Origin of the sequence: Curtobacterium sp. L3-7 (assembly GCF_048756585.1) — a bacterium.
Classification (GTDB): Bacteria; Actinomycetota; Actinomycetes; order Actinomycetales; family Microbacteriaceae; genus Curtobacterium.
The window spans coordinates 1-21360 of record NZ_CP151474.1 but is presented as its reverse complement, the minus strand read 5'-3'; the positions used below and the strand labels follow the sequence as shown (position 1 = coordinate 21360).

Genomic DNA, 21360 nt, shown 5'->3' with positions numbered 1-21360 from the left:
CATCCCACGGAAAGGCACCACCATGCCCAAGCAGAAGACCCACTCCGGGTCGAAGAAGCGCTTCAAGGTCACCGGCAGCGGCAAGATCATGAAGCAGCAGGCCGGTATGCGTCACAACCTCGAGGTCAAGTCTGCCAAGCGCAAGGCTCGCCTCAACGAGGACCAGGTCCTCTCGAAGGCCGACGCGAAGAACGTCAAGAAGCTCCTCGGCCACTGAGCCCCCGGATCGTAAAGGAATAGTGCAATGGCACGAGTAAAGAGAGCGGTCAACGCCGCCAAGAAGCGTCGCGTCGTCCTCGAGCGCGCCGAGGGCTACCGCGGCCAGCGTTCGCGTCTGTACCGCAAGGCCAAGGAGCAGGTCACCCACTCCCTCGTCTACGCGTACCGCGACCGTCACGCGAAGAAGGGCGAGTTCCGTCGCCTCTGGATCCAGCGCATCAACGCTGCGTCCCGCGCCAACGGCCTGACCTACAACCGCCTCATCCAGGGTCTCAACCTGGCCGGCGTCGAGGTCGACCGTCGCATCCTCGCCGACCTCGCCGTGAACAACGCCGACACCTTCGCCGCGCTCGTCGAGACGGCCAAGAAGGCCCTGCCGGCCGACACCTCGGCCCCGAAGGCCGCAGCGTAGTCGTCACTGCCCTCACCGAAGCCCCCGTTCCGTCCGCGGACCGGGGGCTTCGTGCATGCTGCGACACTTGTGGCGTGACTGATCTCCTCGAGAACCCCCGTGCCGGCCGCGTCAAGGCCGTCGCCGCCCTGTCCAAGAAGGACCAGCGTGCCGAGACGGGCCTGTTCCTGCTCGAGGGGCCGCAGGCCGTCCGCGAGGCGATCGAGTACGCGCCGGAGCTCCTCCGCGAGCTCTACGTCACGCCGACCGCAGCAGAGCGGTACGACCTGCACGACGCGCCGGTGGACACCTGGTTCGTCACCGAGCAGGTGCTCGCCGCGATGGCCGACACGGTCACCCCGCAGGGCGTCGTCGCGGTCTGCCAGCAGTTCCCGACGTCGGTCCGGCAGGTCTTCCCCGACCCCGGTGCGACCGGACTGGAGGCTCGGGTCGACCCCGCCACGAACCGTCCGTTGCCCGGACTGGTCGCGATCCTCGAAGAGGTACGTGACCCGGGGAACGCCGGCACGATCATCCGCGCCGCCGACTCCGCCGGCGCCGACGCGGTCATCCTGACGGGCCGTAGCGTCGACCCGTACAACCCGAAGGTGGTCCGCTCGACGACCGGGTCCCTCTTCCACGTGCCGGTGTCGGTCGGCGTGTCGCTCGTCGACGCCGTGTCCCGTGCTCGCGCGCTCGGGTACACGATCCTGGCCGCCGACGTCTCGGGCGACGACCTCCCGCAGGTCCGCGCGGAGGGGCTGCTCGACGGGCCGACCGCGTGGGTCTTCGGGAACGAGGCCCGCGGCCTCACCGCCGAGGACCTGGCACTGGTCGACCGGGCCGTGAAGGTCCCGATCTACGGCGCGGCCGAGTCGATGAACCTCGCCACCGCGGCGTCGGTCTGCCTGTACGAGTCGGCGTTCGCGCTCCGGACCGCCTAGTCCTCCACAGCCGGTCCGGGGGCCGCTCTGTGCACGGCAGGTGCAGGACAGAACGGCGGTATCCCAGGGGCCGGTAGGATCGGTTGCTGTGTCAGAACCTCTCGAGATCAGCGAATCGGCGGTCGCCGACGCGGTCGACGCGGCCCTCGCCGCAGTCCGCGCCGCGACGACGGTCGCCGAACTGAAGCAGGCCAGGGCCGAGCACACGGGCGAACAGTCCGTGCTCGCGCGCATGAACGCCTCGATGCGCAGTGTGCCGCCGGAGCAGAAGGCCCAGGCCGGCAAGCTCGTCGGGCAGGCGCGGGGCCGCGTGAACGGCGCCGTCGCCGAGCAGGAGTCCGTGCTCGCCGAAGCCGAGGAGCGTGCCCGTCTCGAGGCCGAACGCGTCGACGTGACCGCGCTGCCGTCCACCCGCACGCCTGGCTCCCGCCACCCGCTCTCGCTCCTGAACGAAGCCGTCGCTGACATCTTCGTCGGCATGGGGTGGGAAGTGGCAGAAGGCCCGGAGCTCGAGCACGAGTGGTTCAACTTCGACGCGCTGAACTTCGACGAGGACCACCCCGCGCGCGCCATGGCCGACACGATCTTCGTCGAACCAGTGGACCGGCACCTCGTGATGCGCACCCACACCTCGCCGGTGCAGGTGCGGTCGCTGCTGTCACGCGAACTGCCGCTCTACGTCATCGCTCCCGGGCGCGTGTACCGCGCGGACGAGCTCGACGCGACGCACCTGCCGGTGTTCACCCAGGTCGAGGGCATCGCGATCGACAAGGGTCTGACGATGGCGCACCTGCGCGGCACGCTGGAGCACTTCGCGCGCCAGGTCTTCGGCGCGGAGGCACAGATCCGTCTCCGTCCGAACTACTTCCCGTTCACCGAGCCGTCCGCCGAGATGGACGTCTGGCAGCCGAACGCCAAGGGTGGCGCACGGTGGGTCGAGTGGGGCGGCTGCGGCATGGTCAACCCGAACGTCCTGCGCTCCGCCGGCATCGACCCCGACGAATACCAGGGCTTCGCGTTCGGCATGGGCATCGAGCGGACCCTGCAGTTCCGCAACGGCCTGAACGACATGCGTGACTTCCTCGAGGGCGACCTCCGCTTCTCGCAGCAGTTCGGAACGGTGGTCTGATGCGCGTCCCACTCCGTTGGCTCGGTGAGTCGGTCGACCTCCCCGAGGACGTCACCCTCGAGCACGTCCACGCGGCGCTCGTGTCGGTCGGTTTCGAAGAAGAAGCGGTCCACACGTTCGACCTGACCGGGCCCGTCGTGGTCGGTCGGGTGCTTGAGCGCGTCCCGGAGCCGCAGAAAAACGGCAAGACCATCAACTGGTGCCAGGTGGACGTCGGCGAGTCCGAGCCCCGCGGCATCGTCTGCGGCGCGCACAACTTCGACGTGGGCGACCTCGTCGTCGTCACGCTCCCCGGTGCCGTGCTCCCCGGACCGTTCCCGATCGCCGCGCGCAAGACCTACGGCCACGTGTCCGACGGCATGATCGCCTCGGCGCGCGAGCTCGGACTCGGCGACGAGCACGACGGCATCCTGCGCTTCGCGGACCTCGGGATGGAGCCGCAGGTCGGACAGGACGCGATCGCGCTCCTCGGCCTGGACGACGCCGCCGTCGAGATCAACGTCACGCCGGACCGTGGGTACGCCCTGAGCATGCGCGGTGTCGCACGGGAGTACGCGCACGCCACCGGTGCCTCGTTCCACGACCCCGTCGACCGCGTCGCTCCCCGCAGCGGCGAGGGCTTCACGGTGTCGATCGCCGACGACGCCCCGATCCGCGGCCGCGTCGGTGCGAGCACGTTCGTGACCCGGGTGGTCCGCGGCGTCGACGCCACCCGACCGACACCTGCTTGGATGGTGTCTCGACTGGCCCTCGCCGGTGTGCGCTCGATCTCGCTGCCCGTCGACATCACGAACTACGTCATGTTCGAGCTCGGCCAGCCGCTGCACGGGTACGACCTGTCAACGGTCGTCGGCGGGCTCGGCGTCCGTCGTGCGGCCGCGGGGGAGACCCTGACCACGCTCGACGACGTCACCAGGAAGCTCGACCCGGAAGACCTCGTCATCACCGATGACCAGGGTCCCGTCGGCCTCGCCGGGGTGATGGGTGGTGCCCGCACCGAGATCACGGCGTCGACCACAGACGTCCTGATCGAGGCCGCCGGCTTCGACCAGGTCTCGATCGCACGCACCGCCCGTCGGCACAAGCTCCCGAGCGAGGCGTCCCGGCGGTTCGAGCGTGGTGTCGACCCGCTCGTCGCCGACGCCGCTGCCAACCGTGCCGTCGAGCTCCTCGTCGAGCTCGCCGGCGGCACGGCGGACGCCCTCGGATCGACGCTCGTCGACGACGCGTCCCGCCCGGCCGTCACGATGCGGCTGTCCCGCGCCGAGGAACTCATCGGCGTCCCCTACACGGACGCCGAGGTCATCGACACGCTGCGTGCGATCGGCGCCTCGGTGGAGGCCGACGGCGAGCAACTCGTCGTCACGGCACCCACCTGGCGCCCGGACCTCACCGACGACACCACGCTGGTGGAAGAGGTCGCCCGCATCGTCGGCTACGACCGCATCCCGAGCGTCCTGCCCGTCGCTCCGCCCGGACGCGGCCTCACGACACACCAGAAGGCACTCCGTCGCGTCGCCGCAGCGCTCGCTGCCGACGGCCTCGTCGAGGTCGTCACGGCTCCGTTCGTGTCCGCAGCGACGACCGCCGCCTACCCAGGGATCGACCCGGACGGCGGACCGAGCGTCGCGCTCGCGAACGCCCTCGACAGCGAGCAGAGCCTCCTCCGCCGGAGCGGTCTCCCCGCGCTCGTCGACGTCGCGCGTCGCAACGTGTCCCGCGGGCTCGTCGACGTCGCCGTGTACGAGACCTCACGCGTGTTCCTGCCGGTCGACGGCGCCGAGCTCGGCACCCCCGCGGTCCCGGTCGGAGCCGCGCACCCCGGCGCGGAGGCACTCCGTGCGCTCGACGCCGCACTGCCGGCGCAGCCGTTCCACGTGTCAGCGCTCCTCACCGGGAACCGCGTCGTCAAGCAGCCCGGCGTGCAGCCGGAGCCGTTCGGCATCGCGGACGCCCTCGACGTCGCACGCACCGCGGCGTGGGCAGCCGGCACCGAGCTCACGGTCGCGCAGACCACGCACCCGTCGCTGCACCCCGGCCGTGCGGCGTCGCTGCTCGTCGGTGACGTCGTCGTCGGTGTCGCGGGAGAGCTCCTGCCCGAGCTGACCGCCGCTGCGGACCTGCCCCGGGTCGTCGCGGTCGTCGAGCTCGACCTCGACGCACTCGTCGGAGCCGTGCCCGAGATCCCCGCCGTCGCACCGATCGTGACCTACCCGGCGGCGACGCAGGACCTCTCGTTGGTGGTCGGCATCGACGTTCCGGCGGGTGATGTGCTCGACGTCGTCCGGACTGGTGCCGGAGAGCTGTTGGAGTATGCTCGCCTCGTGGATGACTACCGGGGCTCCGGCGTGGACGAGGGACAGAAGTCCCTGACGTTCGCGCTGCGCTTCCGTGCCACGGACCGCACCCTGACTGCTGCCGAGGCCTCTGAGGCCCGTGACGGCGCCGTCCGACGTGCCGGCGAGCGATTCGGGGCGACCCTGCGCGACTGATCCCACTGGGACCAGCACCGCCCGGGGCCGCCGCCTCCGATCTCTCGACGAACAGTCCGACCTAAGGTGGAATCCCATGTCCGTATCCGTCGCCGTGGCGGGAGCCAGCGGCTACGCGGGCGGTGAGCTGCTGCGCATCCTCTCCGCACATCCCGAGTTCGACGTCAGGACGGTGACGGCGTTCTCGAACGCCGGACAGCCGCTCATCGCGACGCAGCCGCACCTCCGTTCGCTGGCGCACCTGACGCTGGTCGAGACGACGGCGGAGAACCTCCGCGGCCACGACGTGGTGTTCCTGGCGCTGCCGCACGGACAGTCCGGCGCGATCACGGCGGAGCTCGACGCGGACACGCTCGTCGTCGACTGCGGCGCCGATCACCGGCTGACGGACCCGGCGGCCTGGGAAGCGTTCTACGGCGGCGACTACTTCGGCGCGTGGACCTACGGGCTGCCGGAACTCCTGCACGCAGCGCCGAAGCCGGGGTCGGCGGAGGAATGGCGCGACGTCGACGACATCGTCGCGCAGGGTCGGCAGCGGGTCGAGCTCGCGAACACCAAGCGGATCGCCGTTCCCGGGTGCAACGTCACCGCGGTCACGCTCGGCATCCAGCCGGGCGTCCAGGCCGGTCTCGTCCAGGCGGACGACATCGTGGCCGTGCTCAGCGTCGGGCCGTCGGGGGCAGGCAAGAAGCTCGCGACGACCTACCTCGCGTCGGAGATCATGGGCTCTGCCAGCGCGTACGCCGTCGGCGGGAAGCACCGGCACATCCCGGAGATCCAGCAGAACCTGCGCGCGGCAGGGGCCTCGGACGTGACCATCTCGTTCACGCCGGTCCTCGTGCCGATGTCCCGTGGCATCCTCGCGACGACGACCGCCAAGCTCGCGCCCGGCGTCACCGCACGTGACGTCCGCCTCGCCTGGGAGCAGGCGTACGCGGACGAGCCGTTCGTGCACCTGCTGCCCGAGGGTGAATTCCCGCGGGTCGCGGACACCATCGGTGCGAACACCGCGCTCGTCGGCATCGCCGTCGACGAAGCCGCCGGCCGTGTCGTCGCGGTCAGCGCCCTCGACAACCTCGCCAAGGGGACCGGCGGCGCCGCGGTGCAGTCGGCGAACATCGCCCTCGGCCTGCCGGAGACACTCGGCCTCAGCGTGGACGGAGTCGCACCGTGACGGACGCAAGCAAGCAGGGCCAGGCCGAACCGAGCCTCCGAGCCGGGTCGGACCTGCAGGGCGTGACCGCTGCTGCCGGCTTCCGCGCCGCCGGCGCGACCGCCGGACTCAAGGCGAGTGGAACGCCGGACGTGGCACTCGTCGTGAACGACGGTCCGGAATCAGCCGTCGCCGCGGTGTTCACCAGCAACCGCGCACAGGCCCATCCGGTGATCTGGTCCCGCCAGGTCGTCGGTGACGGCATCGCGAAGGCGGTCTTCCTCAACTCCGGCGGCGCGAACTGCTTCACCGGACCGTTCGGGTTCCAGACCACCCACATGACCGCAGAGGCGGTCGGCGAGTCACTCGGCATCGGAGCCGGCGACGTCGTCGTCTGCTCGACCGGTCTGATCGGCCGCGGCGACCAGACGTTCCGCGACCACGTCCTGCACGGCGTCGCACTCACCACGGACGCCCTGTCGGAGACCGGCGGCCCTGACGCCGCCGCCGCGATCATGACGACGGACACCCGGGCCAAGCAGGCGTCGGTCTCCGAGGACGGCTGGACCGTCGGTGGCATGGCCAAGGGCGCAGGCATGCTCGCGCCGGGGCTCGCGACGATGCTCGTCGTCATCACGACCGACGCGCTCCTCGGCTCCGAGGAACTCGACCAGGCACTCCGTGCGGCGACGCGCGTGACGTTCGACCGCGTCGACTCCGACGGCTGCATGTCGACCAACGACACCGTCGTGCTCATGTCGTCAGGGGCCTCGGGCGTGACGCCGGAGGTCGGCGACTTCCAAGAGGCACTGACCGCGGTCTGCGCGGACCTCGCTCGGCAGCTCCAGCAGGACGCCGAGGGCGCGAGTCACGACATCGCGATCCACGTGGTCGGTGCCGCCAGCGAGGACGACGCCGTCACGGTCGGCCGGAGCGTCGCCCGGAACAACCTCTTCAAGGCCGCGATGTTCGGCAACGACCCCAACTGGGGCCGGGTACTCGCGGCGATCGGCACGACCGACGCCGAGTTCGACCCGTACGCGGTCGACGTCTCGATGAACGGCGTCCGGGTCTGCCACGCCGGCGCTCCCGACCGCCCGAGCGACGAGGTCGACCTCACCCCGCGTGACACCGACGTGCTCATCGACCTCGGGGTGGGGCCGTTCGCGGCGACCATCCTGACGAACGACCTGACGCACGACTACGTCCACGAGAACAGCGCGTACTCCAGCTGATGGCCGACGACAGCAACCTCTCGAAGGAAGAAGAGCACGAGCTCGCGACCGTCAAGGCCGCGACCCTCATCGAGTCCCTGCCGTGGCTCAAGCGGTTCTCGGGCAAGATCGTCGTCGTCAAGTTCGGCGGCAACGCGATGGTGAACGCCGACCTGAAGCGCGCGTTCGCCGAGGACATGGTCTACCTCCGGTACGCCGGGCTGCACCCCGTCGTCGTGCACGGCGGCGGCCCGCAGATCTCCGCAGCGCTGAAGGAACAGGGCATCCAGTCCGAGTTCCGAGGCGGCTACCGCGTGACGACGACCGAGGCGATCACCGTCGTCCGTGACGTCCTCGCCGGCGAGGTCAACCGCGAGATCGTCGACCTGATGAACGAACACGGCGACGGCATCGGCGTCGGCGTGTTCGGCGACGGCGGCTCGCTGTTCACGGGCGAGAAGAAGGGCGTCGTCGTGGACGGCGAGCACTTCGACCTCGGCCACGTCGGCGACATCACGCACGTCGATCCGTCCGGGGTGCTCGCCGCGATCCGTGCGAACCAGATCCCCGTCGTGTCGAGCATCGCGATCGACGACGCCCACCCCGACCAGGCGCTCAACGTGAACGCCGACGCGGCCGCCGCGGCGCTCGCGATCGCACTCGGGGCGTCGAAGCTCATGATGCTGACCGACGTCCCTGGTCTGTACCGCAACTGGCCGGACCGGGACTCGATCATCGACCTCATCGCGGTCGAGGAACTCCGCGAACTGCTCCCGACGCTCGAGTCGGGCATGATCCCGAAGATGACCGCGTGCCTGGACGCCGTGGTCGGCGGGGTCGGCGGCGCGACGATCATCGACGGCCGGATCCCGCACTCGATCCTCCTCGAGGTCTTCACGCTCCGTGGCGCGGGCACCGAGGTGATCCCGGACCCGAGCCGGCGCACCGAGAACCAGAACACCCACGCCGAGATCGGCCGACGCGGCCCGGCGGTCACGCACGACACCACGCACGGCACGAACACGAAGGGACCCGCACGGTGAACACCGAGACGCAGACCGAGACCTGGAACGACCGGTTCGGGGCGTCGCTGATGCGATCCCTGACCCCGCCGAAGGTCATGCTCGAGCGCGGGCAGGGCTGCCGCGTGTGGGACGTCGACGGCAAGGAGTACCTCGACTTCCTCGCCGGCATCGCGGTGAACTCCCTCGGGCACGCGCACCCCGTCCTCGTCGAGGCGATCGCCGACCAGGCCGCCAAGCTCGTGCACGTGTCGAACTACTTCGCGACGCCCCCGCAGCTCGAACTCGCCGAGCGGCTGAAGCGCATCACCGGCGCCGGCGACGCGGGCCGCGTGTACTTCGGCAACTCCGGTGCCGAGGCGAACGAGGCCGCGTTCAAGCTCGCCCGGCTGAACAAGGGTGCTGATGGTCGGAAGACCCGGATCCTCGCGCTCAAGCAGGGCTTCCACGGCCGCACGATGGGCGCGCTCGCGCTCACCGGCAAGCCCGCACTGCAAGAGGACTTCTTGCCGATGGTCCCGGGGGTCGACCACGTCGACACCACGATCGAGGCGCTCGAGCACGCGATCGACGACACCGTCGCGGCGCTCATCCTCGAGCCGATCAAGGGCGAGGCCGGCGTCGTCGACCTGCCCGACGGGTTCCTCGCCGCCGCTCGTCGCTTGACCGAGGAGCACGGCGCGCTGCTCATCCTCGACGAGATCCAGACCGGTGTCGGCCGGACGGGGTCGTGGTTCGCGTTCCAGCACCTCGGGGTCGTCCCCGATGCCATCACGATCGCGAAGGGCATCGCTGGCGGGTTCCCGATCGGGGCGCTCGTGACCTTCGGTCGCGCCTCTGAGCTCTTCTCCGCCGGGCAGCACGGCTCGACGTTCGGCGGCAACCCCCTCGGCACCCGTGTCGCGAACGCGGTCCTCGGCGAGATCGAGGACGCCGGCCTCGTCGACGCAGCCCTGGTCAAGGGGGAGCGGATCCGTGCGGGCATCGCCGCGATCGTCTCGCCGCTGGTCGAGGAGATCCGCGGGCGCGGCCTGCTCATCGGGGTCGGGCTGCACCGCCCCGTCGCGGCGGCCATCTCGGCTGCCGCCCTCGAGCGGGGTCTCATCGTGAACGCCCCCAACGAGGCGAGCCTGCGCATCGCGCCGCCGCTCATCGTGTCCGACGCCGAGATCGACGAGTTCCTGTCGATCCTCGCCCAGAGCATGGCGGCCGTCGAGGGCGCCGACCAGGAGACCTCCGCATGACCCGCCACTTCCTCCGCGACGACGACCTCTCGCAGGCCGAGCAGTCCGCCATCCTCGACCTCGCGGTCGGGATGAAGCGCGACCGCTGGGGCGCGAAGCCGCTCGCGGGCCCGCAGAGCGTCGCCGTGATCTTCGACAAGTCGTCGACGCGAACCCGGGTGTCCTTCCACGTCGGGATCAGCGACCTGGGCGGCAGCCCGCTCATCATCTCGACGGCGAACAGCCAGCTCGGCGGCAAGGAGACCCCGTCCGACACGGCCCGTGTGCTCGAGCGCATGGTGTCGGCCATCGTCTGGCGCACGTACGGGCAGGCCGGACTCGAGGAGATGGCCGAAGGCACCACGGTCCCCGTCGTCAACGCCCTGTCCGACGACTTCCACCCGTGCCAGCTGCTCGCCGACCTCCTGACGATCCGTGAGCACCGCGGTGCACTCGCCGGACAGACGGTCGCCTTCGTCGGTGACGGCGCGAGCAACATGGCGCAGTCGTACCTGCTCGCCGGAGCCACCGCGGGCATGCACGTCCGTGTCGGGTCCCCGGCTGCGTTCTCGCCGGCCGTCGACGTCGTGTCGGACGCCGAACGCCGGGCTGCCGAGACCGGTGGATCGGTGCTCGTGGTGACGGACCCGGTCGCCGCCGTGGCCGGTGCGGACGTCGTCGTGACGGACACCTGGGTGTCGATGGGCAAGGAGGACGAGAAGCAGCAGCGTCTCGACACCTTCAACGGCTACCGCGTCGACGACGCGATGATGGCGCACGCCGCGGACGACGCCGTGTTCATGCACTGCCTGCCCGCCGACCGTGGGTACGAGGTCACCGCCGACGTGATCGACGGTCCGCGCAGCATCATCTGGGACGAGGCGGAGAACCGCCTGCACGCCCAGAAGGCACTCCTCGCCTGGCTCCTCGCCGCCAACACGGCGACCGCCGCGAACACGGGCGCCTAGGAGCACCCGTGGCAGACCGCGTCGTCCTGGCCTACTCCGGCGGACTCGACACGTCCGTCGGCATCGGCTGGCTGCGCGAGGCCACCGGCAAGGACGTCGTGGCCCTGACGGTCGACGTCGGTCAGGGCGGCGACGACCTGCAGACCGTCCGCCAGCGCGCCCTGGACTGCGGCGCGGTGGAAGCCGTGGTCATCGACGCGAAGGACGAGTTCGCCGACGAGTACGTCGTGCCCGCGATCAAGGCGAACGCGCTCTACCAGAAGCGGTACCCACTGGTCTCCGCCCTGAGCCGCCCGCTCATCGCGAAGCACCTCGCGGCCACGGCGAAGCAGCTCGGCGCGGACACCGTCGCGCACGGGTGCTCCGGGAAGGGCAACGACCAGGTCCGCTTCGAGGCGGCGGTGGCCGCGATCGCCCCCGAGCTGACGTCGATTGCCCCGGTCCGTGACCTCGCGCTGACCAGGGACAAGGTGATCGCCTACGCCGACGCGCACGGTCTCCCGATCCGGCACCGGAGCGACTCGGTCGACCAGAACGTGTGGGGACGCGCGGTGGAGGCCGCTTCCCTCGAGGACCCGTGGACCGCCCCGACCGAGGACCTCTACGCGTCCACGCAGGACCCGACGCTCCCACGTGACCCGGACGAGGTCACGATCACGTTCGAGCAGGGCGTCCCGGTCGCCATCGACGGTCAGCGCTTCAGCGTGCTGCGCGTCGTCCAGGAGCTGAACGCCCTGGCCGGCCGGCACGGCGTCGGTCGCATCGACGTCCTCGAGGACCGCCTCGTGGGCATCAAGTCGCGCGAGGTGTACGAGGCCCCTGCGGCGATCGCACTCATCGCCGCGCACGAGGAACTCGAGAGCCTCACCCTCGAGCGTGACGTCGCCCGCTACAAGCGCAGGGTCGAGGCCGACTGGGCAGAGCTGGTCTACGACGGGCTCTGGTTCGGAGGCCTCAAACGTGGTCTCGACGCGTTCATCGACCACTCCCAGCAGCACGTGTCCGGGGACGTCCGACTGCAGCTCCACGGTGGCCGTGCGACGGTCACGGGGCGCCGCTCCGAGCAGAGTCTCTACGACTTCGAGCTCGCGACGAACGCCACGGGCGACACCTTCGACCAGGAGCAGGCGAAGGGCTTCATCGACATCTGGTCGCTCCCGAGCCGCATCGCGGCCCGCCGCGACCGCGCCAACTGAACCACCGAAGGACGAACGCAGGACGACATGACGGACCAGACGAACGCCAAGACCGACGCCACGAACACCGGCGCACTGTGGGGCGCCCGCTTCGCGGACGGCCCGAGCGCCGAACTCGCCGCCCTGTCGAAGTCCACCCACTTCGACTGGCAGCTCGCGCCGTACGACATCGCCGGTTCCCGGGCCCACGCCCGCGCCCTGCACACGGCCGGGTACCTGACCGCCGACGAGCTCGAGCAGATGACCGCCGGCCTCGACCGCCTGGAGCAGGCCCACGCCACGGGCGAGCTGCAGCCCGCCGACAGCGACGAGGACGTCCACGGCGCTCTGGAACGCCTGCTCATCGCCGACCTCGGCCCCGAGCTCGGGGGCAAGCTCCGCGCCGGCCGCAGCCGGAACGACCAGATCGCCACCCTCGGCCGGATGCACATGCTCGACCACGGGCGCCGCATCGGCCGCCTGGTGATCGACCTGGTCGACGCGATCAGCCAGCAGGCGAGCGAACACCCGGCGGCGATCATGCCCGGCCGCACGCACCTGCAGCACGCCCAGCCCGTGCTCCTCGCGCACCACCTCCTCGCACACGCCTGGCCGCTGGTGCGCGACCTCGAGCGACTCCGCGACTGGTCCACCCGCGCGAGCGTCAGCCCGTACGGCGCCGGCGCCCTCGCCGGCAGCTCCCTCGGACTCGACCCCGCGGCGATCGCCCGCGAGCTCGGGTTCGACCGCCCGGCGGAGAACTCGATCGACGCCACCGCTGCCCGAGACACCGTCGCGGAGTTCGCGTTCGTCCTGGCGCAGATCGGCATCGACGTGTCGCGGCTCGCCGAAGAGGTCATCCTCTGGAACACGAAGGAGTTCGGCTTCGTGCGGTTGCACGACGCGTTCTCCACCGGGTCGAGCATCATGCCGCAGAAGAAGAACCCGGACATCGCCGAGCTGGCACGCGGTAAGTCCGGTCGACTCGTCGGCAACCTGACCGGCCTCCTGACCACGCTGAAGGGCCTCCCGCTCGCGTACAACCGCGACCTGCAAGAGGACAAGGAACCCGTCTTCGACTCGGTCGCCACGCTCGAGGTCCTGCTGCCGGCCTTCACCGGCATGATCGCGACGCTGACCTTCGACACCGAGCGCATGGCCGAGCTGGCACCGCAGGGCTTCTCGCTCGCGACCGACGTCGCCGAGTGGCTCGTCCGCCAGGGCGTCCCGTTCCGCGACGCGCACGAGATCTCGGGCTCCCTGGTCCGGTACTGCGAGGAGCGCGGCATCGAGCTCGACGACCCGTCCGACGACGAGTACCTCGCCGTCTCCGAGCACCTCACCCCCGGCGTCCGCGCGGTCCTCACCATCGAGGGCAGCACGTCGTCCCGCTCGGGCGTCGGCGGGACGGCCCCGGATCGCGTCGCCGAGCAGCTCACGGGTCTGACGCAGCGTGTCCACGACCTGGCGAGCGGGGCGCCCTTCACCCGATGACGGCGGGCCTCCTCGCGCTCCTGGCGGAGCCGGCACCGGTCTCCGCGCCGGCCCTGCTCGGTGCGACGCTCACGGGTCGAGGCGTGACGATCCGCATCACCGAGGTCGAGGCGTACTTCGGCCCGACCGACCCCGGTTCACACGGGCACCGTGGGATGACCGAGCGGAACAGGCAACTGTTCGGCCCGCCCGGCACCCTCTACGCGTACCGCTCGTACGGCATCCACACGTGCGTCAACGTCGTCAGCGGACCGGCCGGGACGTCGTCCGGATCGCTCCTCCGTGGTGCCGAGGTCGTCGAAGGCATCGACGTCGCCCGCGAGCGGCGGGGCCCGTCGGTGTCGGACGTGCAGCTGGCGCGTGGACCCGGCAACCTCGGCAGCGCGCTCGGTGCGGTCCTCGGCACGGACGACGGCTCCTCCGTCACGGACGGTCGCGGCCCGTACGTGCTCGCCCTGGCACCCGGCCTGGAGGCTCGGCTCGCCTCCGACGGACCGGCTGCGGTCCTCGCCGGGCTGGCTGCCGACCCGCTGATCGGTCGCGGGCCCCGCACCGGGGTCGCCGGCATCGCCGGCGGTGCCGGCTTCCCCTGGCGTTTCTGGCTGCCCGGTGAGCCCACGGTCTCGACGTACCGACGGCACCAGCGCGCCCTCGACTGACGGACCAGCACCGGGCCTCCAGTGTGCCGTGTGCGTCACCGGCCGCCGCTACGATGGCTGGGTGTCCAGTGATACCGCTCCCGATGTCCTGACACGCCAGCAGAACGACCCCACCTTCGCCTCGGTGTGGGACGAGCTGCGCTGGCGTGGTCTGGTGCACGTCTCGACCGACGAGACCGCACTCAAAGAGGCCCTCGACGGCGAGCCGATCACCTATTACTGCGGCTTCGACCCGACGGCTCCGTCACTGCACTGCGGCAACCTGCTCCAGCTCCTGACGATGCGGCGGCTGCAGCTCGCGGGGCACAAGCCCCTCGCACTCGTCGGCGGTTCGACCGGCCTGATCGGCGACCCGCGTCCGACGGCAGAGCGCACCCTGAACACCCGGGAGACCGTGTCCGAGTGGGTGGCCCGCTTGCAGGAGCAGGTGTCGCGGTTCCTCAGCCCGGACGGCGACAACGGCGTGCGGCTCGTGAACAACCTCGACTGGACGTCGCCGATGTCCGCGATCGACTTCCTCCGCGACGTCGGCAAGTACTTCCGCGTCAACTCGATGCTCAAGAAGGACGCGGTCGCCGCCCGGCTGAACTCGGACGCCGGGATCAGCTACACGGAGTTCAGCTACCAGATCCTGCAGGGGATGGACTACCGCGAGCTGTTCCGGCAGTACGGGTGCACGCTGCAGACGGGTGGCTCCGACCAGTGGGGCAACCTGACCTCGGGGACGGAGCTCATCCGTCGAGCCGAAGGTGCCACGGTGCACGCGATGGGGACGCCCCTCATCACGAACTCCGACGGCACGAAGTTCGGCAAGAGCGAGGGCAACGCCATCTGGCTCGACGCCGACATGACGTCGCCGTACGCGCTGTACCAGTTCTGGCTCAACACCACCGATGCCGACGTCGTCGACCGCTTGCAGAAGTTCACCTTCCTGTCGAGGGCCGAGATCGAACGGCTCGAGCAGGCGGTGGCGGATGAACCGTTCCGGCGCGAGGCCCAGCGGACCCTCGCGTTCGAGGTGACGTCCATCGTGCACGGTGTCCCGGCGACCCAGGCGGCGATCGATGCCTCGGCGGCGTTGTTCGGCAACGGTGACCTGGAGGCGCTCGACGAACCCACGCTCCGGTCCGCGATCGCGGAGCTCCCCGGGTCGATCTCGCTCGCTCCGGATGCCGACCTGGCGAAGGCGCTCGTCGAGACCGAGCTGGTGAAGTCCCTCGGGGAAGCCCGACGTGCCATCGACCAAGGCGGCGTCTACGTGAACAACGCCCGAGCCGAGGACCCGACGGCCCCGCTGTCCGACCTCGCCCTGCCCGGGGGAGTGCTCGTGCTCCGTCGAGGCAAGAAGACCCTCGCCGGCGTGACCCTCGTCGGCTGATCCACCCGGACGCGCGAAGCCCGGTTCCACGAGTGTGGGACCGGGCTTCCGTGCGTCACGGGTACCGTGTTGCACGATGCGACACGCCCGGGATGTGGACCGTCTTGGCGCACCCGTCCAGCGCTGCGTATAGTTCTTACTCGTCACCCCAAAGGTGCGGCGGAGCGGCTGGAGCGGAAGCCCAGAGCACGTCGGCCCTCAAGCGGGACCATCCTCCACTGGAGTTCAGATCCGGCCTTGCGCTGGACAGCTTCGACGCCTAGGATGACTACTCCACCGGTTCTCTCCCCTCGGGGATGAGCCCACTGGACTTCGAGTCCGACGACACCGGTGGTCAAACCAAGAACGAATGCCTCTCTGGCGGAACCTCTTTCGGGGTCGAGCGGGGAGTGCGTCTGGTCCTTGAGAACTCAACAGCGTGCACATTGTCAATGCCAATTTATTGACCCCGTGCTCGGCCGGTTTTGCTGGTCGAGTCGGAGACAATTCCTTTTGGATTGAAGATTGTCAGTAGACAGTCAACAGTCAAGATCAACTCGGCCTGACGCTTTCGGGTGTTGGGTCTGTAATTTTTTTACGGAGAGTTTGATCCTGGCTCAGGACGAACGCTGGCGGCGTGCTTAACACATGCAAGTCGAACGATGATGCCCAGCTTGCTGGGTGGATTAGTGGCGAACGGGTGAGTAACACGTGAGTAACCTGCCCCTGACTCTGGGATAAGCGTTGGAAACGACGTCTAATACTGGATATGATCACTGGCCGCATGGTCTGGTGGTGGAAAGATTTTTTGGTTGGGGATGGACTCGCGGCCTATCAGCTTGTTGGTGAGGTAATGGCTCACCAAGGCGACGACGGGTAGCCGGCCTGAGAGGGTGACCGGCCACACTGGGACTGAGACACGGCCCAGACTCCTACGGGAGGCAGCAGTGGGGAATATTGCACAATGGGCGAAAGCCTGATGCAGCAACGCCGCGTGAGGGATGACGGCCTTCGGGTTGTAAACCTCTTTTAGTAGGGAAGAAGCGAGAGTGACGGTACCTGCAGAAAAAGCACCGGCTAACTACGTGCCAGCAGCCGCGGTAATACGTAGGGTGCAAGCGTTGTCCGGAATTATTGGGCGTAAAGAGCTCGTAGGCGGTTTGTCGCGTCTGCTGTGAAATCCCGAGGCTCAACCTCGGGCTTGCAGTGGGTACGGGCAGACTAGAGTGCGGTAGGGGAGATTGGAATTCCTGGTGTAGCGGTGGAATGCGCAGATATCAGGAGGAACACCGATGGCGAAGGCAGATCTCTGGGCCGTAACTGACGCTGAGGAGCGAAAGCATGGGGAGCGAACAGGATTAGATACCCTGGTAGTCCATGCCGTAAACGTTGGGCGCTAGATGTAGGGACCTTTCCACGGTTTCTGTGTCGTAGCTAACGCATTAAGCGCCCCGCCTGGGGAGTACGGCCGCAAGGCTAAAACTCAAAGGAATTGACGGGGGCCCGCACAAGCGGCGGAGCATGCGGATTAATTCGATGCAACGCGAAGAACCTTACCAAGGCTTGACATACACCGGAAACGGCCAGAGATGGTCGCCCCCTTGTGGTCGGTGTACAGGTGGTGCATGGTTGTCGTCAGCTCGTGTCGTGAGATGTTGGGTTAAGTCCCGCAACGAGCGCAACCCTCGTTCTATGTTGCCAGCGGGTTATGCCGGGGACTCATAGGAGACTGCCGGGGTCAACTCGGAGGAAGGTGGGGATGACGTCAAATCATCATGCCCCTTATGTCTTGGGCTTCACGCATGCTACAATGGCCGGTACAAAGGGCTGCGATACCGTAAGGTGGAGCGAATCCCAAAAAGCCGGTCTCAGTTCGGATTGAGGTCTGCAACTCGACCTCATGAAGTCGGAGTCGCTAGTAATCGCAGATCAGCAACGCTGCGGTGAATACGTTCCCGGGCCTTGTACACACCGCCCGTCAAGTCATGAAAGTCGGTAACACCCGAAGCCGGTGGCCTAACCCTTGTGGAAGGAGCCGTCGAAGGTGGGATCGGTGATTAGGACTAAGTCGTAACAAGGTAGCCGTACCGGAAGGTGCGGCTGGATCACCTCCTTTCTAAGGAGCATCTGGCATCGCTTGCGATGTCCAGGCGCCGGATCGAGACGAACGTTCTCGCCGGTAGCTCATGGGTGGAACATTGACAGTGCAGTCGGGAGCGCGGCTTCCGGTCTTAGTACGCCAGGTCTTCGGGTCTGGTTGGAAGGGGTCGGGGGTGAGCGGGCTGGCTGGTGCACGTTGTTGGGTCCTGAGGGACCAGGCTTCCTGCCGTCCACGTGAGTGGTGGCGGGGGTTGGGCCGGCGGAGTGATCCGCATGGTTCTTCGATGGGCCACATGAAGCTAGCTGTTATGGCTGGGGGAGTGTGGTGCCGATCGTATGTTGAGAACTACACAGTGGACGCGAGCATCTTAGATCGCTCGCAACGATGACTGTTCTTCGGGGTGGTCGTGTTGTCGAGTCGATCGCAATTTTAATCTTTGTGGTCAAGTTTCTAAGAGCAAACGGTGGATGCCTTGGCATCTGGAGCCGAAGAAGGACGTAGAAATCTGCGATAAGCCTCGGGGAGCTGATAATCGAGCTGTGAGCCGAGGATTTCCGAATGGGGAAACCCCGCCAGGCGACTTGTCGACCTGGTGACTCCCGCCTGAATATATAGGGCGGGTAGAGGGAACGTGGGGAAGTGAAACATCTCAGTACCCACAGGAAGAGAAAACAACATGTGATTCCGTGAGTAGTGGCGAGCGAAAGCGGATGAGGCTAAACCGATCATGTGTGATAGCCGGCGGGCGTTGCATGGTCGGGGTTGTGGGACACGTCGCTCAGTTCTGCCGGACTGGGGCGGTTACAGCGCATCATAGTCGAACCGGTTTGAAAGCCGGGCCGTAGTGGGTGCCAGCCCCGTAGACGAAATGGTGTTATGGCCGGATGTGTATCCCAAGTAGCACGGGGCCCGAGAAATCCCGTGTGAATCTGTCAGGACCACCTGATAAGCCTAAATACTCCCAGATGACCGATAGCGGACAAGTACCGTGAGGGAAAGGTGAAAAGTACCCCGGGAGGGGAGTGAAATAGTACCTGAAACCGTTTGCTTACAAACCGTCGGAGCCTCCTTGTAGGGGTGACGGCGTGCCTTTTGAAGAATGAGCCTGCGAGTTAGTGATATGTGGCGAGGTTAACCCGTGTGGGGCAGCCGTAGCGAAAGCGAGTCTGAATAGGGCGATTTTAGTCGCATGTCCTAGACCCGAAGCGAAGTGATCTATCCATGGCCAGGTTGAAGCGACGGTAAGACGTCGTGGAGGACCGAACCCACTTCAGTTGAAAATGGAGGGGATGAGCTGTGGATAGGGGTGAAAGGCCAATCAAACTTCGTGATAGCTGGTTCTCTCCGAAATGCATTTAGGTGCAGCGTTGCGTGTTTCTCGCCGGAGGTAGAGCTACTGGATGGCCGATGGGCCTCAACAGGTTACTGACGTCAGCCAAACTCCGAATGCCGGTGAGTGAGAGCGCAGCAGTGAGACGGTGGGGGATAAGCTTCATCGTCGAGAGGGAAACAACCCAGACTACCAACTAAGGCCCCTAAGCGTGTGCTAAGTGGGAAAGGATGTGGAGTTGCATAGACAACCAGGAGGTTGGCTTAGAAGCAGCCACCCTTGAAAGAGTGCGTAATAGCTCACTGGTCAAGTGATTCCGCGCCGACAATGTAACGGGGCTCAAGCACACCGCCGAAGTTGTAGATTTCGCATGTTAGACAAGCCTTCGTGGTTCAGTCGTGCGGAGTGGTAGGAGAGCGTCGTGTGGCGAGTGAAGCGGCGGAGTAATCCAGCCGTGGACGCCACACGAGTGAGAATGCAGGCATGAGTAGCGAAAGACGGGTGAGAAACCCGTCCTCCGAAAGACCAAGGGTTCCAGGGCCAGGTTAATCCGCCCTGGGTAAGTCGGGACCTAAGGCGAGGCCGACAGGCGTAGTCGATGGACAACGGGTTGATATTCCCGTACCGGCGAACAACCGCCCAAGCTAATCCAGTGGTGCTAAGAGTCCTAACCCGTATCCAGCGGATCCCTTCGGGGTGAAGCGGTGCGGTCTAACGCTCGACCCCATGCTGGTGCGGTTAGCGTATGAACAGGTGTGACGCAGGAAGGTAGCTGAGCCAGGCGATGGTATCCGTAAGGTGAACCTGGTGTAAGGATGTAGGGCTGACGATAGGCAAATCCGTCGTCTGTACGCCTGAGATCCGACGCGTACCCGTTAGGGGAAATCAGTGATCCTATGCTGCCGAGAAAAGCATCGACGCGAGGTTGCAGCCGCCCGTACCCGAAACCGACTCAGGTGGTCAGGTAGAGAATACCAAGGAGATCGAGAGAATCGTGGTTAAGGAACTCGGCAAAATGCCCCCGTAACTTCGGGAGAAGGGGGGCCGGACACGTGACCGGATTCACTCCGTGAGCGTTGAAGGCCGCAGAGACCAGTGGGAAGCGACTGTTTACTAAAAACACAGGTCCGTGCGAAGTCGCAAGACGATGTATACGGACTGACGCCTGCCCGGTGCTGGAAGGTTAAGAGGAGGGGTTAGGTTTCGGCCGAAGCTCTGAATTTAAGCCCCAGTAAACGGCGGTGGTAACTATAACCATCCTAAGGTAGCGAAATTCCTTGTCGGGTAAGTTCCGACCTGCACGAATGGCGTAACGACTTCCCAGCTGTCTCAACCGCGAACTCGGCGAAATTGCACTACGAGTAAAGATGCTCGTTACGCGCAGCAGGACGGAAAGACCCCGTGACCTTTACTACAGTTTGGTATTGGTGTTCGGAGTGGCTTGTGTAGGATAGGTGGGAGACTGTGAAGCGGGCACGCTAGTGTTCGTGGAGTCATTGTTGAAATACCACTCTGGTCACTTTGGATGTCTAACGTAGGACCCTGATCGGGTTCATGGACAGTGCCTGATGGGTAGTTTAACTGGGGCGGTTGCCTCCCAAAGAGTAACGGAGGCGCCCAAAGGTTCCCTCAACCTGGTTGGCAATCAGGTGGCGAGTGTAAGTGCACAAGGGAGCTTGACTGTGAGACTGACAGGTCGAGCAGGGACGAAAGTCGGGACTAGTGATCCGGCAGTGGCTTGTGGAAGCGCTGTCGCTCAACGGATAAAAGGTACCTCGGGGATAACAGGCTGATCTTGCCCAAGAGTCCATATCGACGGCATGGTTTGGCACCTCGATGTCGGCTCGTCGCATCCTGGGGCTGGAGTAGGTCCCAAGGGTTGGGCTGTTCGCCCATTAAAGCGGTACGCGAGCTGGGTTTAGAACGTCGTGAGACAGTTCGGTCCCTATCCGCTGCGCGCGTTGGAAATTTGAGAAGATCTATCCCTAGTACGAGAGGACCGGGATGGACGAACCTCTGGTGTGTCAGTTGTTCTGCCAAGGGCACCGCTGATTAGCTACGTTCGGACCGGATAACCGCTGAAAGCATCTAAGCGGGAAGCCGTCTTCGAGATGAGATTTCCATGCACCTTGAGTGTGAGAGGCTCCCAGCAGACTACTGGGTTGATAGGCCGGATGTGGAAGCGGGGACTAACGACCCGTGGAGCTGACCGGTACTAATAAGCCGAAGACTTGACAACACAATTATTTCCGTGGCCTTCGGGTCACGGGCTCGCGTCCACTTTGTGGTTCCCGACAGACGATCGGGAATCAACTGAATACTTCAGCAACGGCTTGAAGGAACATGTTGAGACCAGATCATGGTCGACAGTGTTCCGGTGGTCATAGCGAGAGGGAAACGCCCGGTCACATTCCGAACCCGGAAGCTAAGCCTCTCAGCGCCGATGGTACTGCAAGGGGGACCTTGTGGGAGAGTAGGACGCCGCCGGA

At 66.7% G+C, this 21360-nt stretch carries 14 protein-coding genes and 3 rRNA genes; all 17 read left to right on the top strand.

Annotated elements, in window-relative coordinates; all coding sequences use genetic code 11:
• Window positions 1-22: 22 nt before the first annotated feature.
• The 17 genes from rpmI to rrf all read left to right on the top strand — a co-directional run bounded on the left by rpmI (window position 23) and on the right by rrf (window position 21360).
• The gene (gene rpmI / locus AAEP80_RS00085; protein WP_065961871.1) at window positions 23-217 is read left to right on the top strand and encodes a 50S ribosomal protein L35; all 195 of its coding nucleotides are present in this window, start codon (window positions 23-25) and stop codon (window positions 215-217) included.
• A 27-nt stretch (window positions 218-244) separates the two neighbouring features.
• Window positions 245-631, top strand: coding sequence for a 50S ribosomal protein L20 (gene rplT / locus AAEP80_RS00080; protein ID WP_144759956.1), 387 nt, complete (start codon window positions 245-247; stop codon window positions 629-631).
• A 74-nt stretch (window positions 632-705) separates the two neighbouring features.
• The gene (locus tag AAEP80_RS00075) at window positions 706-1554 is read left to right on the top strand and encodes a TrmH family RNA methyltransferase (protein WP_420365503.1); all 849 of its coding nucleotides are present in this window, start codon (window positions 706-708) and stop codon (window positions 1552-1554) included.
• A gap of 88 nt (window positions 1555-1642) precedes the next feature.
• A complete protein-coding gene (gene pheS / locus AAEP80_RS00070; protein ID WP_413600983.1) occupies window positions 1643-2683 on the top strand; it encodes a phenylalanine--tRNA ligase subunit alpha in 1041 nt (346 codons plus the stop codon).
• Window positions 2683-5175, top strand: a complete 2493-nt coding sequence (pheT, locus tag AAEP80_RS00065) for a phenylalanine--tRNA ligase subunit beta (RefSeq protein WP_420365502.1) — start codon at window positions 2683-2685, stop codon at window positions 5173-5175. The genes pheS and pheT overlap by 1 nt, the downstream gene beginning before the upstream one ends.
• A gap of 76 nt (window positions 5176-5251) precedes the next feature.
• Window positions 5252-6349: an N-acetyl-gamma-glutamyl-phosphate reductase gene (locus AAEP80_RS00060; RefSeq protein ID WP_420365501.1), complete on the top strand. Its 1098-nt coding sequence runs from the start codon at window positions 5252-5254 to the stop codon at window positions 6347-6349.
• A gap of 53 nt (window positions 6350-6402) precedes the next feature.
• On the top strand, window positions 6403-7563 hold the full coding sequence (gene argJ, locus AAEP80_RS00055; RefSeq protein WP_420366827.1) for a bifunctional glutamate N-acetyltransferase/amino-acid acetyltransferase ArgJ: 1161 nt from the start codon (window positions 6403-6405) through the stop codon (window positions 7561-7563).
• Window positions 7563-8585 carry an acetylglutamate kinase gene (gene argB / locus AAEP80_RS00050; RefSeq protein ID WP_413600986.1) on the top strand — a complete coding sequence of 341 codons (1023 nt, stop codon included), beginning with the start codon at window positions 7563-7565 and terminating at the stop codon, window positions 8583-8585. Before argJ ends, argB begins: the two co-directional genes overlap by 1 nt.
• Window positions 8582-9808 (top strand): acetylornithine transaminase, encoded by a 1227-nt coding sequence (locus AAEP80_RS00045; protein WP_420365500.1) that lies wholly within the window; start codon window positions 8582-8584, stop codon window positions 9806-9808. The genes argB and AAEP80_RS00045 overlap by 4 nt, the downstream gene beginning before the upstream one ends.
• Window positions 9805-10755, top strand: coding sequence for an ornithine carbamoyltransferase (gene argF, locus AAEP80_RS00040; protein WP_420365499.1), 951 nt, complete (start codon window positions 9805-9807; stop codon window positions 10753-10755). Before AAEP80_RS00045 ends, argF begins: the two co-directional genes overlap by 4 nt.
• 8 nt (window positions 10756-10763) lie before the next feature.
• Window positions 10764-11951: an argininosuccinate synthase gene (locus AAEP80_RS00035; protein ID WP_420365498.1), complete on the top strand. Its 1188-nt coding sequence runs from the start codon at window positions 10764-10766 to the stop codon at window positions 11949-11951.
• 27 nt (window positions 11952-11978) lie between these two features.
• Window positions 11979-13424, top strand: a complete 1446-nt coding sequence (argH, locus tag AAEP80_RS00030; protein ID WP_420365497.1) for an argininosuccinate lyase — start codon at window positions 11979-11981, stop codon at window positions 13422-13424.
• Window positions 13421-14083, top strand: a complete 663-nt coding sequence (locus tag AAEP80_RS00025; protein WP_420365496.1) for a DNA-3-methyladenine glycosylase — start codon at window positions 13421-13423, stop codon at window positions 14081-14083. The genes argH and AAEP80_RS00025 overlap by 4 nt, the downstream gene beginning before the upstream one ends.
• 61 nt (window positions 14084-14144) lie before the next feature.
• Window positions 14145-15461, top strand: coding sequence for a tyrosine--tRNA ligase (gene tyrS, locus AAEP80_RS00020; protein WP_420365495.1), 1317 nt, complete (start codon window positions 14145-14147; stop codon window positions 15459-15461).
• A 573-nt stretch (window positions 15462-16034) separates the two neighbouring features.
• Window positions 16035-17556 (top strand): 16S ribosomal RNA (locus tag AAEP80_RS00015).
• Between the two features lie 425 nt (window positions 17557-17981).
• Window positions 17982-21110 (top strand): 23S ribosomal RNA (locus AAEP80_RS00010).
• A gap of 134 nt (window positions 21111-21244) precedes the next feature.
• A 5S ribosomal RNA gene (gene rrf, locus AAEP80_RS00005) occupies window positions 21245-21360 on the top strand.
• The 16S, 23S and 5S rRNA genes sit together here, the layout of an rRNA operon.